13 protein-coding genes and 1 tRNA gene are annotated in these 12,506 nt (G+C 75.0%); 8 read left to right on the top strand and 6 right to left on the bottom strand.

Annotated elements, in window-relative coordinates; translation table 11 throughout:
• Positions 1-16: 16 nt before the first annotated feature.
• Positions 17-580 carry a hemerythrin domain-containing protein gene (locus AB0H75_RS32100; RefSeq protein WP_367802847.1) on the bottom strand — a complete coding sequence of 188 codons (564 nt, stop codon included), beginning with the start codon at positions 578-580 and terminating at the stop codon, positions 17-19.
• Positions 577-1,908, bottom strand: a complete 1,332-nt coding sequence (locus AB0H75_RS32095; protein WP_367802845.1) for an MFS transporter — start codon at positions 1,906-1,908, stop codon at positions 577-579. Before AB0H75_RS32095 ends, AB0H75_RS32100 begins: the two co-directional genes overlap by 4 nt.
• Positions 1,909-1,930: 22 nt before the next feature.
• Here AB0H75_RS32095 and AB0H75_RS32090 point away from each other — a divergent pair, with 22 nt between their 5' ends.
• Both AB0H75_RS32090 and AB0H75_RS32085 read left to right on the top strand, forming a co-directional pair.
• Positions 1,931-2,578 carry a TetR/AcrR family transcriptional regulator gene (locus tag AB0H75_RS32090; protein WP_367802843.1) on the top strand — a complete coding sequence of 216 codons (648 nt, stop codon included), beginning with the start codon at positions 1,931-1,933 and terminating at the stop codon, positions 2,576-2,578.
• A gap of 60 nt (positions 2,579-2,638) precedes the next feature.
• Complete coding sequence (locus AB0H75_RS32085; protein WP_367802841.1) at positions 2,639-3,736, top strand: 50S ribosomal protein L11 methyltransferase; 1,098 nt, start codon at positions 2,639-2,641, stop codon at positions 3,734-3,736.
• A 105-nt stretch (positions 3,737-3,841) separates the two neighbouring features.
• Here the strand turns inward: AB0H75_RS32085 and ftrA are convergent, their stop codons facing one another.
• Positions 3,842-4,822: a transcriptional regulator FtrA gene (gene ftrA / locus AB0H75_RS32080; RefSeq protein ID WP_367802840.1), complete on the bottom strand. Its 981-nt coding sequence runs from the start codon at positions 4,820-4,822 to the stop codon at positions 3,842-3,844.
• A gap of 42 nt (positions 4,823-4,864) precedes the next feature.
• On the opposite strand from ftrA, the gene AB0H75_RS32075 reads away from it, so the two are divergent.
• The 6 genes from AB0H75_RS32075 to AB0H75_RS32050 all read left to right on the top strand — a co-directional run bounded on the left by AB0H75_RS32075 (position 4,865) and on the right by AB0H75_RS32050 (position 9,621).
• Positions 4,865-5,884, top strand: coding sequence for a type III polyketide synthase (locus AB0H75_RS32075; RefSeq protein ID WP_367802838.1), 1,020 nt, complete (start codon positions 4,865-4,867; stop codon positions 5,882-5,884).
• 6 nt (positions 5,885-5,890) lie between these two features.
• Positions 5,891-6,403: an isoprenylcysteine carboxyl methyltransferase family protein gene (locus AB0H75_RS32070; protein ID WP_367802836.1), complete on the top strand. Its 513-nt coding sequence runs from the start codon at positions 5,891-5,893 to the stop codon at positions 6,401-6,403.
• Positions 6,400-6,948 carry a TIGR03086 family metal-binding protein gene (locus AB0H75_RS32065; RefSeq protein WP_367802834.1) on the top strand — a complete coding sequence of 183 codons (549 nt, stop codon included), beginning with the start codon at positions 6,400-6,402 and terminating at the stop codon, positions 6,946-6,948. The genes AB0H75_RS32070 and AB0H75_RS32065 overlap by 4 nt, the downstream gene beginning before the upstream one ends.
• Before the next feature lie 147 nt (positions 6,949-7,095).
• Positions 7,096-8,604, top strand: a complete 1,509-nt coding sequence (locus tag AB0H75_RS32060) for a von Willebrand factor type A domain-containing protein (protein ID WP_367802832.1) — start codon at positions 7,096-7,098, stop codon at positions 8,602-8,604.
• A gap of 42 nt (positions 8,605-8,646) precedes the next feature.
• Positions 8,647-9,492 (top strand): alpha/beta fold hydrolase, encoded by an 846-nt coding sequence (locus AB0H75_RS32055; protein WP_367802830.1) that lies wholly within the window; start codon positions 8,647-8,649, stop codon positions 9,490-9,492.
• 56 nt (positions 9,493-9,548) lie between these two features.
• Positions 9,549-9,621, top strand: a tRNA-Ala gene (locus tag AB0H75_RS32050).
• 14 nt (positions 9,622-9,635) lie between these two features.
• Here the strand turns inward: AB0H75_RS32050 and AB0H75_RS32045 are convergent.
• From AB0H75_RS32045 to AB0H75_RS32035, 3 genes are all read right to left on the bottom strand, one after another.
• On the bottom strand, positions 9,636-11,159 hold the full coding sequence (locus AB0H75_RS32045) for an acyl-CoA carboxylase subunit beta (RefSeq protein ID WP_367802828.1): 1,524 nt from the start codon (positions 11,157-11,159) through the stop codon (positions 9,636-9,638).
• 71 nt (positions 11,160-11,230) lie between these two features.
• Positions 11,231-11,623 (bottom strand): DUF3224 domain-containing protein, encoded by a 393-nt coding sequence (locus AB0H75_RS32040; RefSeq protein ID WP_367802826.1) that lies wholly within the window; start codon positions 11,621-11,623, stop codon positions 11,231-11,233.
• A gap of 36 nt (positions 11,624-11,659) precedes the next feature.
• Positions 11,660-12,442, bottom strand: a complete 783-nt coding sequence (locus AB0H75_RS32035) for an LLM class flavin-dependent oxidoreductase (RefSeq protein ID WP_367802824.1) — start codon at positions 12,440-12,442, stop codon at positions 11,660-11,662.
• Positions 12,443-12,506 lie beyond the last annotated feature (64 nt).

Genomic DNA, 12,506 nt, shown 5'->3' with positions numbered 1-12,506 from the left:
AGAGGGCGGGGTGCGGTCACACGTTCTCCGGCAGGGTGGTCATCCGGTTGAGTACGGGGACCAGTTGCTCCTCCTCGTAGTCCAGGTGTGCCTCCAGCTCGTCCGCGAGCCGTGCCAACTCGTCCGCCACGTCCCCACTCGCGTCCTTCGTCCCGTCGCCGTCCAGCAGGCGGCGGATGCGGTCCATGAGACGGGACACCACCCGGTGCTCGGCGCGCAGGCGCTCCAGCACGTCGGCCAGAGCGGGGTGCTCGGTGGCCAGGTGCGGGAACAGCGCGTTGTCCTCGCCCTCGTGGTGGGCGTGCAGGGCGTCGCAGAACGCCAGGCAGTGCGTGCGCAGGTCGCCGCCGGGCAGCCGTCCCGGCTCGGCCGCGCGCAGGGCGGCCAGGTCCCGGCGGAAGGCGTCGTGGAGCTTGATCAGCTCGTCACCCCAGGCGACGAGCCGCTGCTCATCAGGATGCCGGTCAGGGCGCTGGCCGGGGTGCTGGCCAGGGCGCGGGTCGGGGCGCTGGTCGGGGTGCTGGTCAGGGCGCGGGTCGGGGCGCTGGTCGGGGCGCTGGTCGGGGTGCTGGGCGTTCATGCGAGGCGGGCCTTTCCGTGGACGGCGGCGAACAGGGACGCGAGGAGGGCGGCTCCCGCGGCGAGGACGAAGGCCCAGCCGGGCCCTCCGGCGGACAGGACGACCGCGCCGAGCACGCCGGCGACGCTGCTGCCCAGCACTCTGACCAGCGCGTTCACGCCGCCGGCCGCCGCGGTCCTGGCGGGTTCGACGTGCTCGACGGCCATCGTGCCGAGCGCCGCGTAGCCGAGCCCGACGCCCAGGCCGAGCACGGCCGTGGCGCCGTACAGGTCCGGCCCGCCGCCCCGCAGCGCGGCGAGCCACAGGGCGGCGAGCGCCACCAGCGCCGCGCCGCAGGCGACCAGCGTGGCGGGGCTGAAGCGCCGCATCAGCGGCCCGGCCAGCACCGACACCGCGAACATCAGGAGCGTCGTGGGCAGCAGGTACAGCCCCACCTGCAGCACGGACGCGCCGAGCGCCTCCTGCGCGTACGCCGAGATCGTGGTGATCGCGGCGAACAGCGCGAACCCGATGAGGAACGAGGCCACAGTGGCCCCGACGGTCCCGGGGTGCAGCAGCATGGGGATCTCGATCAGCGGGGACGCGGCCCGCCGGGCGGCCACGACCCAGCAGCCGGCCGCCACCGCGGCGCAGACCAGCAGCCCCAGGGTCACCGGTGACGTCCAGCCCCATTCGGCGCCCTTGCTGAGCGCGAGCAGCAGGCAGACGAGCCACGTCGAGACGAGCGCCGCGCCGGTCAGGTCCAGCCGGCCGTCGCGCCGGCCGGGGCCGCGTTCCTCCCGGACCAGGCCCGCCACCAGCGCGAGCGCCAGCGCGCCCAGCCCGGCGAGCATCCAGAACACGGCCTTCTTGTCCCCGTCCACCAGCCCAGCGACGATCATGCCTCCGCCGCTGCCGACGCCGATGGTGGCGCTCAGCACCCCGATCGCGGTCGGCAGCCGGTGTCCGGGCAGGGCCTGGCGCACCAGGCCGATGGCCAGCGGGAGCAGCGGCGCGGCCACCCCTTGCAGGACGCGTCCCGCGATCAGGGGGGCGAGCGCGTCGGACGCGGCGCTCAGCACCGATCCGGCCACGAGCAGCACGAGGGCGGCCAGGGAGACCGGCCGCCGCCCGTACAGGTCGCCGAGGCGCGACAGCAGCGGGATGGCGACGGCACCGGACAGCAGCCCGGCGGTGAGGATCCAGGAGACGGTGGCGGGCGAGGCGTCCAGGTCGCGGGCCAGCCGCGGCAGCAGCGGCACGACCACGGTCATCTGCAGGGAGCCGACGGCGACGCCGAACGCCAGCGCGCCGACGGCCGTCCAGCTTCCCGGCGATTTTTTATACATGTATAGAAAGTAACATGGCAGGATGCCAGCGCGCACCGGCCGACCGCCGAGGATCTCCAGGGCCGACATCGTGGCCGCCGCCCACCGGGTCATCGACCAGGACGGCGTCGAGGGCCTGACCATGCGCCGCCTGGCGCGGGAGGTCGGCAGCACCGCCATGGCCCTCTACCACCACGTACGCGACAAGGAGGAGCTGCTCCTGCTGCTCCTCGACGACTACGCGGCCGGCCGGCCCAGGCCCGCCGAGGAGGAGCTGCCGGCGGAGCCGCGCGAGCGCGTGGTCGCGGTGGCCACCGCGATGCGGGAGGCGCTGTCGGGCTGCCCGTGGATCGTGGACGTGCTGCGGGCCGACGACCTGCTGTCCGTCGGCGGGCTCTGGTACCCGGAGAAGATCATCGACGCGGCCCTGACGGCCGGGCTGGCGACGGAGGAGGCCGTGGCCGCGTACCGGATCATCTGGCACTACACGGCGGGCGAGATCGGCGGCCGGGCGGCGGCGCGCAGGCGGCGCGCCGAGGGCGGCGCCACCTACCGGGAGCGGGTCTTCGCCGAGCTGGACGCGCGGGAGTTCCCCCGGCTGGCCGAGGTGGGGCGGCGGTGGGAGGAGCTGACCGCGAAGGACACCTACGAGCGCGGGCTGCGCGCCCTCGTCGCGGGGCTGCTGCCCTGACGCTCCCGTCGGGGAAAGCCCCTCGCCACGGCGCCCGCTCCGTGACACGGTCGAAGGGAGATGATCCGATGGACGGAGGCGGGCCGGGAGCGGACGGCGCTCTGGCGTTCGGCGCTGGGCGTGCCGCCGCCCGAGCACGTCGTGGTCGCCGGTGACGACCTGAAGGCCGCCACCGCCTGCCGCCTGGCCCGCGAGGGCACCGCGCTGCTGTGGCGCGGCGACTTCCACAACGCCCGCACGCTGCTGGCCGCGATGGGCCGCCGCTGCCCGCCCGCCGCCCCCGGGTCCGGCTTCGAGGAGTACCGGCGGGCCCGGTCGCGGCGGGCCAGGACGCTCGGCATGCTGCTCGTCCCGTACGCCGCCGACCACGTGATCCCGCTGCGCCGGGCCCCGGACGTGCGCGCGGCCTGCGCGGAGGTCTTCGGCGGCCCCTCCGCGCCCCCGGCCGCCGGGCCGCTGCGCGAGCTGCTCGGACTGATCGGCGCGCACGAGTGGCGCAGGAAGGGCGTGTACGTCCCGGCGCTCGGCGCCCGCGTCCACCCGCACCACGGCGTGTTCTCGCCGGTCAGGGGCGAGTACGTGGACCTCGTCGCCGGGACGCCGCTGCCCGCCGACCGGCTGGCCTTCGACGTCGGCACCGGCACCGGCGTGCTGGCGGCGGTGCTGGCCCGGCGCGGCGTGCGGCACGTCGTGGCCACCGACCTGGATCCGGTGGCGGTGGCGTGCGCCGAGGACAACGTGGCGCGGCTGGGGCTGCGCGGCCGGGTGGAGGTGGTCCTGGCCGACCTGTTCCCGCCGGGCCGGGCCCCGCTGGTGGTGTGCAACCCGCCGTGGCTGCCCGCCGAGCCGGCCTCACCGCTCGACCGGACGGTCTATGACCCGGGCGGGCGGATGTTGCGCGGCTTCCTGGACGGGCTGGCCGGGCATCTGGAGCCGGGCGGCGAGGCGTGGCTGATCCTGTCGGACCTGGCCGAGCACCTGGGGTTACGCGGGCGGGGCGAGCTGGCGGCGGCGTTCGGGCGGGCGGGGCTGCGGGTGGCCGGGCGGCGGGAGACCGTGCCGCGCCACCGCCGCCCGTCGGACCCGCGCGACCCGCTGCACGCGGCCCGCGCCGCCGAGGTCACGACCCTGTGGCGCCTGCGCCTCGCGGCAGGGTGAGCCGGTGACGAACGCCTCGCGCCAGGGTGAGCCGGCCGGCGAACGCCTCGCGGCAGGGTGATCCGGCCGGCGAACGCCGCGCGCCAGGACGTGCCGGCTCCCGCGTCAGGGTGAGCCGGTGGCGAACGTCCTGCGGTAGGCCGACGGCGAGGTCCGCATGGCCTTGGCGAAGTGGTGGCGGAACGTCACCGCGCTCTCGAACCCCACCGCCGCCCCGATCTCCTCCACCGGCGCCCCCGTGGACTCCAGCATCGGCAGGCTCGCCGCCACCCGCTGCGCGATCACCCACCGCAGCGGGCTGGTCCCGGTCTGCCGCCGGAAGTGCCGGATGAACGAGCGCTGCGACATGGTGGCCGCCCGGGCCAGGTCCGCCACGGTGATCGGCTCGGCGAGGTGCTCCAGGGCCCAGGTCATGGCCCGGGCCACCGCGTCGTCGTCCCCGACCGGCGTGACCGCCGCCTCGATGAACTGGGCCTGCCCGCCCTCCCGGTGCGGCGGCACGACGAGGCGGCGGGCGACGGCGTTGGCGACGCCAGGGCCGTGGTCGGTGCGGACGAGGTGGATCAGCAGGTCCAGCCCGGCGGCGCTGCCCGCGCTGGTGAGCACGTCGCCGTCGTCCACGTACAGGACCGAGGGGTTGACCCGGACGGCGGGGAAGCGCTCCTGGAGCAGGGCGGCGTACCTCCAGTGGGTGGTGGCCGGGCGGCCGTCGAGCAGCCCGGCGGCGGCCAGCGCGAAGGCGCCCGAGCAGATGGACACCAGGCGCGCCCCGCGTTCGCCGGCCCGGCGCAGCGCGGCGACGAGCCCGGCCGGCACCGGCCCGCGCACGTCCGCCACCCCGGGGACGATCACCGTCTCGGCCGCGGCGAGCACGTCGAGCCCGTGCTCGGCGCGCAGGGTGAAGCCGCCCACCACCCGCAGCGGCTCCGGCGTCTCCGCGCACACCTTGAGGTCGTACCAGGGCACGTCGAGCTCCGGCCGGGGCAGCCCGAACAGCTCCACAACGCAGCCCAGCTCGAACGGCGCCATGCCGTCGAAGACCAGCACAGCGACCTGATGGGGCCGGGCCGGTGCGGGGAGGAGCATGAGCGCATGTTAGCCGGGCCCCTCCCGCGGCAGAGGAACTATATGCATATTTCGGCGGTACAGACGGTTTTGCCCGACCACCGCTACGAGCAGGCGGAGATCACCGAGGCGTTCGCCCGCCTGACCGACTGCGACGAGGGCCTGCTGCGGCGGTTCCACACCGCCACCGGCGTGACCGGCCGCAACCTGGCGCTCCCCCTGGAGGAGTACACCAAGCTCGACTCCTTCCGCCGTGCCAACGACGCGTACGTGGAGGTCGCCCTCGACCTGTCCGAGCAGGCCCTGCGGGCCGCGCTCGACCAGGCCGGCGTGGAGCCGGAGAAGGTGGACCACCTGCTGTTGTGCTCGACCACCGGCCTGGCCACGCCTTCCCTGGACGCGCGGCTGGCCAAGCGGGTGGGGTTGCGGCCGGACGTCAAGCGGGTGCCGGTGTTCGGGCTCGGCTGCGCCGCGGGCGCCTCCGGCCTGTCCCGCCTGTACGACTACCTGCGCGGCTGGCCCGACCACGTCGCGGTGCTGGTGTGCGTGGAGCTGTGCTCGCTGACGATCCAGCGCGACGACACCTCGATCGCGAACCTGGTGGCCAGCGGCCTGTTCGGGGACGGCGCGGCGGCCGTCGTCGCGACCGGACGCGGCCAGGGGCCGGAGGTCGTGGCCACCCGCAGCCACCTGTACCCCGACACCGAGCACCTCATGGGCTGGGAGATCGGCGACCACGGCTTCCGCATCGTCCTGGACCCCGACCTGACCGGCTTCGTGGAGGAGCGGCTGGCCGGCGACATCCGGGCCTTCCTCGCCGACTACGGCCTGACCCCCGACCAGGTGGGCACCTGGATCTGCCACCCCGGCGGCCCCAAGGTCATCGAGAAGATCACGGAGACGCTCGACCTGCCGCCCAAGGCGGTCGAGGTGACCTGGCGGTCGCTGCGCGAGCGCGGCAACCTGTCGTCGGTGTCGGTGCTGAACGTGTTGCAGCAGACCCGCGGCCGGCCGGGCGCGCCCGCCGTGCTGATGGCCCTGGGGCCGGGCTTCTCCGCCGAGCTGCTCCTGCTGCACTGGTAGGCGCCGGTGAGCGCGTACCTGGTGCTGATCGGGCTGGTCGTCGCGGAACGGCTGGCCGAGCTGGTCGTGGCCCGGCGCAACCTGGCGTGGGCCCGCGCGCGGGGCGGCGTCGAGCACGGCCGGGGGCACTATCCCTGGATCGTCGCCGCCCACGTGGTGCTGCTGGCCGCCGCGCCGGCCGAGGTGTGGCTGCTCGGCCGGCCCTTCGTCCCGGCGCTCGGCTGGCCGATGCTGGCCGTGGTGCTCCTCGCCCAGGGGCTGCGCTGGTGGTGCATCGCGACGCTGGGGCGGCAGTGGAACACGCGGGTGGTCGTGGTGCCGGGGCTGCCGCTGGTGAGCGGCGGGCCGTACCGGTGGGTACGGCACCCCAACTACGTGGCCGTCGTCGCGGAGGGCCTGGCGCTCCCGCTCGTGCACACCGCCTGGCTCACGGCGCTGCTCTTCACCGCCGCCAACGCGGTTCTTCTGACGATTCGGATCACGGTGGAGGACCGGGCGCTGGCATCCTGTAGCACATGAGAGACGAGTTGCTACCCATGCTGCGTGCCGCCGCCGACCGCACCGTCGCCCTCGTCAGGAGCATTCCCGAGGAGGAGCTCGGCCGGCCCACTCCGTGCCAGGAGTACGACGTCAAGGATCTCGTCAACCACATGGAGTGGGGGGCCTCGCTCTTCGAGTCGGTCGCGGGCGGCGGCGGTTTCCTGCCGCCCAAGGAGTACACCGGCGACTTCCCCGAGCGGGTCGAGCGCATGCTGGCCGTCTGGGAGCGGCCGGAGTCGTGGGAGGGCGTCAGCGAGGCGATGGGCGGGCTGCCGCGGACCGTCCTCGCCCACATGGCACTCACCGACCTGGTCGCCCACGGCTGGGACCTGTCGAGGGCCACCGGCCGCCCCTACGAGGTGCCGGAGGAGACCGCGGCCAGGCTGCTGGCCTTCGCCAGGGACATGGCGCCGATGGGCCGCCGCCAGGGCGCGTTCGGCGAGGAGGTCGCGGTGCCCGAGGACGCCCCCACGCTGGAGCGTTTCCTCGGGGTCATCGGCCGGGATCCGGCCTGGAAACCGTGATCCGCTCCAGGCCCCCGGTCCGCCTCCGTCCCACGGGCACCTCTCCTCACAACTGATCACGTAACGATCGCGGTTTGTGCTCGCTTGCGTCACCGGCCCGGCGGCCGGCGGGTCCGGCGCCGTCGAAAGGGGTCGGAGGTGGTTGAGATGAGAACTCTTCCGTTAGCCATCGGCACCGGCCTCGTCGCCGTGCTCGTGCTCGCCGGGTGCGGGGGCTCCGGCGGCTCGGCCGGCAGCGCGGAGAACGCGCCCAAGTCCGCCGCGTCGCAGGCCCCGGCGCAGCGGCAGCCGCAGTCGCAGCCGGACGCGCAGGAACAGGGGCAGGACGGGCGGGACAAGGACGAGCAGGACACGACCACGGCCCAGATCTCCACGTTCGCGCTGGACGTGGACACCGCGTCGTACGGCTACGCCCGCCGCGTCCTCGGCGAGGGCCGCTGGCCCGAGCCGGCCGAGATCCGTCCCGAGGAGTGGGTCAACGCCTTCCGCCAGGACTACGGGCAGCCGCCGGACGACGGCTTCGCCGTGCACGTGGACGGCGCCCGGCTGCCCGGCGGCCGGGACGAGGCCGTCCTGCGGGTGGGCCTGCAGACCCGCGCCGCCGACGCCGCCGCGCGCCGCCCCGCCAACCTCACCTTCGTGGTGGACGTCTCCGGCTCGATGGCCGAGGCCGGCCGCCTGGACCTGGTCAGGTCCGCGCTGCACACGCTGCTCGGCCGGCTGGCGCCCGGCGACCAGGTGTCGATCGTGTCCTTCAGCGACGAGGCCCAGGTGCTGGCCTCGATGACGCCGCTCACGGCCCGCGCCGAGCTGGAGGCCGCCGTGGACCGGCTGGAGACCGAGGGCGGCACGAACCTGGAGGCCGGGCTGGTCGCCGGTTACCAGGAGGCCGCCAAGGCGTTCCGCCCGGCCGCCACCAACCGGGTCATCCTGCTCTCCGACGGCCTGGCCAACCAGGGCGACACCGCCTGGCAGGGCATCCTCGACCGGGTCAAGGAGTACGCGGGCCGGCAGGTCGCGCTTCTCACGGTCGGCGTCGGCCGCGAGTACGGCGACGCGCTGATGGAGCAGCTCGCCGACAACGGCGACGGCATGGCCGTGTACGTCAGCTCCCAGGAGGAGGCCGACAAGCTCTTCGCGACCCAGCTCACCGCCACCATCGAGCTGCGGGCCCGCGACGCCAAGGCCCAGGTCGTCTTCAACCCGTCCGTCGTGGACACCTACCGCCTCATCGGCTACGAGAACCGCGCCCTGACCGCCGAGGAGTTCCGCGACGACAGCCGCGACGGCGGCGAGATCGGACCCGGCCACGCGGTGACCGCCCTCTACGCGCTCAAGCTCAAGCCCGGCGCCTCCGGCCAGCTCGCCCAGGCCGTGGTCCGCTGGCAGGACCCCGACACCCGCGCGGCGTCCGAGGCGAGCCGGTCGCTGGGCTCCGGGGACCTGGCCGGGGGCGTGTGGGACACGGGCACGCCGGTCCGGTTGCAGGTGGACGTGGTGGTGGCGGCGTTCGCGGTGTACCTGCGGGACCGGGAGGCGTTCGGGCTGGGCCTGCCGGAGCTGGCCGAGCACGCCTCGCGGCTCGCCTCGCTCTCGGAGGACCCGATGGTGACCGAGCTGGCCGGCCTGATCGGCAAGGCGCACACGCTCGGCTAAACGATTTGCGGGCGGCGGGCCGGCTCCAGCAAAGTGACCGGCATGACGAAGGACGCCCTGATCACCGCGCCGGCCCGGCTCGGCGAGAGCCACCTGCCCGACGGCCGCCGCCTGGGCTGGGCCGAGTGGGGGCCCGCCACCGGGACACCGGTCGTGCTCTGCCCGGGGGCGGGCACGAGCCGGTGGCTCGGCTTCGGGGCGGGCGTCGTGGACGAGCTCGGCGTCCGGCTCATCTCGCTCGACCGTCCCGGCCTCGGCGCCTCCGACCCTTCCCCCGGCCGCACCCTGACCTCCTGGGCCGACGACGTCGCGGCCCTCGGCCTGGGCGACCTGCGGGTGGTCGGCTTCTCCCAGGGCGCGCCGTTCGCCCTGGCCTGCGCCTTCGCGCCGGCCGTGCGCCGGGTGGCGATCGTCTCGGGCGCCGACGAGGTCGCCACCATGCCCGACGTCCTGCCCGACCACTTCCGCGACCTGGTCAAGACGGTGGCCGCCGACCCGTCGGCCGCCGAGACGTTCTTCGCCTCCCTCACCCCCGACGCGCTCTGGGGCATGATCGTCCCCAACAGCCCCGCCGTGGACCGGGCGGTGTACGAGCAGCCCGGCTTCGCCCGCGCCTACCGCCGCGCCATGACCGAGGCGTTCGCCCAGGGCCCCGCCGGCTACGCCCGCGACAGCGTGCTGGCGATGAGCCCCTGGCCGCTCCCCCTGTCCGAGACCCCGGTCCCGGTCGATCTCTGGTACGGCGACCAGGACCTGCACCACTCCCCCGACCAGGGCCGCACTCTGTCCCGGCGCATCCGCGGCGCCCGCCACCACCTCGTGCCCGGCGCGGGCGGCTCCCTGCTGTGGACGCACGCCGAGCCGATCCTGCGTCTGCTGCTGTCCTAGCGTGTCCTGCGTGCTCGCGAAGTCCGATACACTCATATCCGCGGCGCAGGCCGCAAGGGGCTATAGCGCAGTTGGTAGCGCGCCTCCATGGCATGGAGGAGGTCTGGGGTTCGAATCCCCATAGCTCCACCTCTTTGGAGTGGTCAGGGCCGGGTCGTGGGCCGAGGCCCTGGCGTCAGGGCCGCGTAGGCGTCCCGCACCCAGCCGGTCAGGAGCGGGCGGGTCGTGGCGGGGTCGATGATGTCCTCCACCAGGAACGCCTCGGCCGTCCTGAACGGCGACCGTACCGCCTCCAGGCGCTCGGCGATCTCCGCCTTCAGCGCCGCCGCGTCCTCGCCGGCCTCGGCGAGCAGGCGTTTGAAGGCGACCTCCAGCCCGCCCTCGATCGGCAGCGAGCCCCAGTCGCCGGAGGGCCAGGCCACCCGGAAGGTGTAGCGGTCGTGCGGCCGGTGGGCGGCGCCGGCGACGCCGAAGACGCGCCGGACCAGGACCGACGCCCAGGGCACCGTGGACTGGTAGACGGCGGCCAGGGCGCGGGCGCCCCGGCGGATCGTGCCCGCCCGCTCGGCGGCCGTGCCGATGACGAAGCCCGGCTGGTCCACCAGGTGCACGACCGGCAGGTGGAAGGTCTCCGCCAGGTCGATGAAACGGGCCGTCTTGTCCGCGCCCGCCGCGGTCATGCCGCCGCCGTAGACGCGGGGGTCGGCGGCCAGGACCGCCACGGGGTGGCCGTCCAGCCGGGCCAGGGCGGTGATCACGGAGGGGGCGAAGCGGCGGCCCAGCTCCAGGACGCTGCCGGCGTCGAGGATGAGGTCCAGGGCGCGGCGCATGTCGTAGGGGCGGCGGCGCTCCCTGGGGACGAGCTCGCGCAGCTCGGGGGCCTCCCGGCCGGGGTCGTCGGCGCAGGGCGTGACCGGGGGCGGCTGCCAGGCGTTCTGGGGCAGGTAGGAGAGCGCGCGCCGGGCGAGGGCGAACGCCTCCTGCTCCGACTCCGCGACCAGGTCCACCGTGCCGGCCGCGGCGGCCACCCGCCAGCCGCCCAGCTCCTCCTTGCCCACGCTCTCCCCCATGCCCGCCTCCACGACGGCGGGGCCGGCGATGAAGACCTGGGAGAGCTCCTTCACCATGATCGACAGGTGGGAGGTGACCAGGCGGGCCGCGCCCAGCCCGGCCACCGGGCCGAGCGCCAGCGCGATCACCGGGACGCGGCCGAGGTTGGCCACCACCTGGTCCCAGCCGGGGTTGTGAGGGACGTACGTGCGGCCGAACTCCTCCAGCTGCCTGACGCTGCCGCCGCCGCCCGTCCCGTCGATGAGCCGGACGATGGGGACGCGCAGCTCGCCGGCCATGCGCTCGGCCAGGATCTGCTTGTCGTGGATGGCGGCGTCGGCGGCCCCGCCCCGCACGGTGAAGTCGTCGCCGGACACCACGATCCTGCGGCCGTCGAGGCGGGCCCGGCCGATGATGACGTTGGACGGGGTGAACGCCTCCCCGTCGGCCCGGCCGGCCAGCGCGCCGATCTCCTGCCAGGAGTCGGTCAGCGCGGCCAGCCGCTCGCGGACGGTGAGGCGTCCGGTGGCGTGCTGGCGGGCCACCCGCTCCTCGCCGCCCATGCCTTCGGCCAGCTTCCTGCGGCGGTGCAGTTCGGCGAGTTCGGGGTCCCACACGGCGAGGCTCCTCCGGAGGATCGGGCGTACCGGCCGGTCGGTACGTTACCCGGCGGGACCCGCGAACGCCATCAGAGCGTGTAGTCGAAGGTGTAGGAGTGCCCGCCGTCGGCGTCGATCACGATGTCCATCTCGCCACGCAGGCCGGTCAGCTCCCCCGTCGCCGAGTCCGGCACCACCGACACGCGCAGCGACTGCGCGCCCCGGTCGCTGACGGCGTTGTGCTGCACCACGAAGCTGCCCGGACGGCCGTCCAGGGTGCCCTCGACGCGCTCCAGCGCCACGTACGAGCGGGAGTCCTCCACCGGCGTCGAGGCCACCATCAGGGTGACGAGGCTGGTGCCGGTCAGGTCGCCGTGGAAGGTCTTGGTCATGGTGACGAGGCCGAGCGTCACGCCGTCGCGGTCCTCGTAGGGCTGCTCGGCGTTCCAGTTCGCGGTGTCGAAGGTTCCCTTTGCGGTCATGGCGTCCATCGTGCCCGGTGAACCTGTCAGAACCGGTCAGGTTCCGGCCAGCAGCTCCACGACCGGGGCGAACTCCTCCAGGTACTGGGCGTTGACCGACACGTACGACACCCCGAGCCGGTCCCTGCGGCGGCGCAGCACCTCGGCCATCTCGGCGGGCGTGCCGCGCAGCGCGCCGGTGGCCCCTGGCCCGAGGGGGCCGAGCCAGGCGGGCGGCTCGGCGCCGGCGGACACCAGGTTCATGGCCAGCTCCAGGTCGTGGAAACGGTCGCCGGCCAGCTCGTACAGCTCGTCGAGCCTGGCCGCCACCTGCTCCTCCGTGTACTGGGGCGGGACGCCGAGCGCGAGCGTGCGGGCCTGGGCGGCGGCCAGCCGCAGCAGCCAGGTGCCGGAGGCCGCGACGAGCACCGGCACCTCCGGGGCCGCGCCGGCGACGGCGTCGATGGTGTCGGCCAGGCGCCGCACGCGCTCGCCCGGCGTGCCGTAGGGGAGGCCCAGCTCGGCGGCGTCGCGCTCGGCGTCCGGCCGGCCGGCGCCCAGGCCCAGCTCGAAGCGGCCGCCGGACAGCTCGTGCAGCGTGGCCGCCTCCCAGGCGACGGCGCGCGGCGTGCGGTTGGCGACGCTCAGCACGTACGTGCCGATCCGCAGCCGGGTGGTGACCGCGGCGGCCGCGGCGGCCGCGCTGAACGGCGAGAGCGTGCCGAGCGTGTCCGGCACCAGCAGGGTCGTGTAGCCGAGGTCCTCGGCCCGCCGGGCCAGGCCGCACCAGTCGGGGGCTCGTCCGGCGACCGCGCCGAACCTGAACGGATGATCGGTCATGCCCCAACCCTCGCCGATCGGCGGCCCCGGCACATCGTCCCCGGGACCGGTGACCGGCTACGCC

Origin of the sequence: Nonomuraea sp. NPDC050783 (genome assembly GCF_040802095.1) — a bacterium.
Taxonomy (GTDB): domain Bacteria; phylum Actinomycetota; class Actinomycetes; order Streptosporangiales; family Streptosporangiaceae; genus Nonomuraea.
Note: the sequence above shows the minus strand (reverse complement) of the source record. Positions and strands in the feature narration are given on the sequence as shown.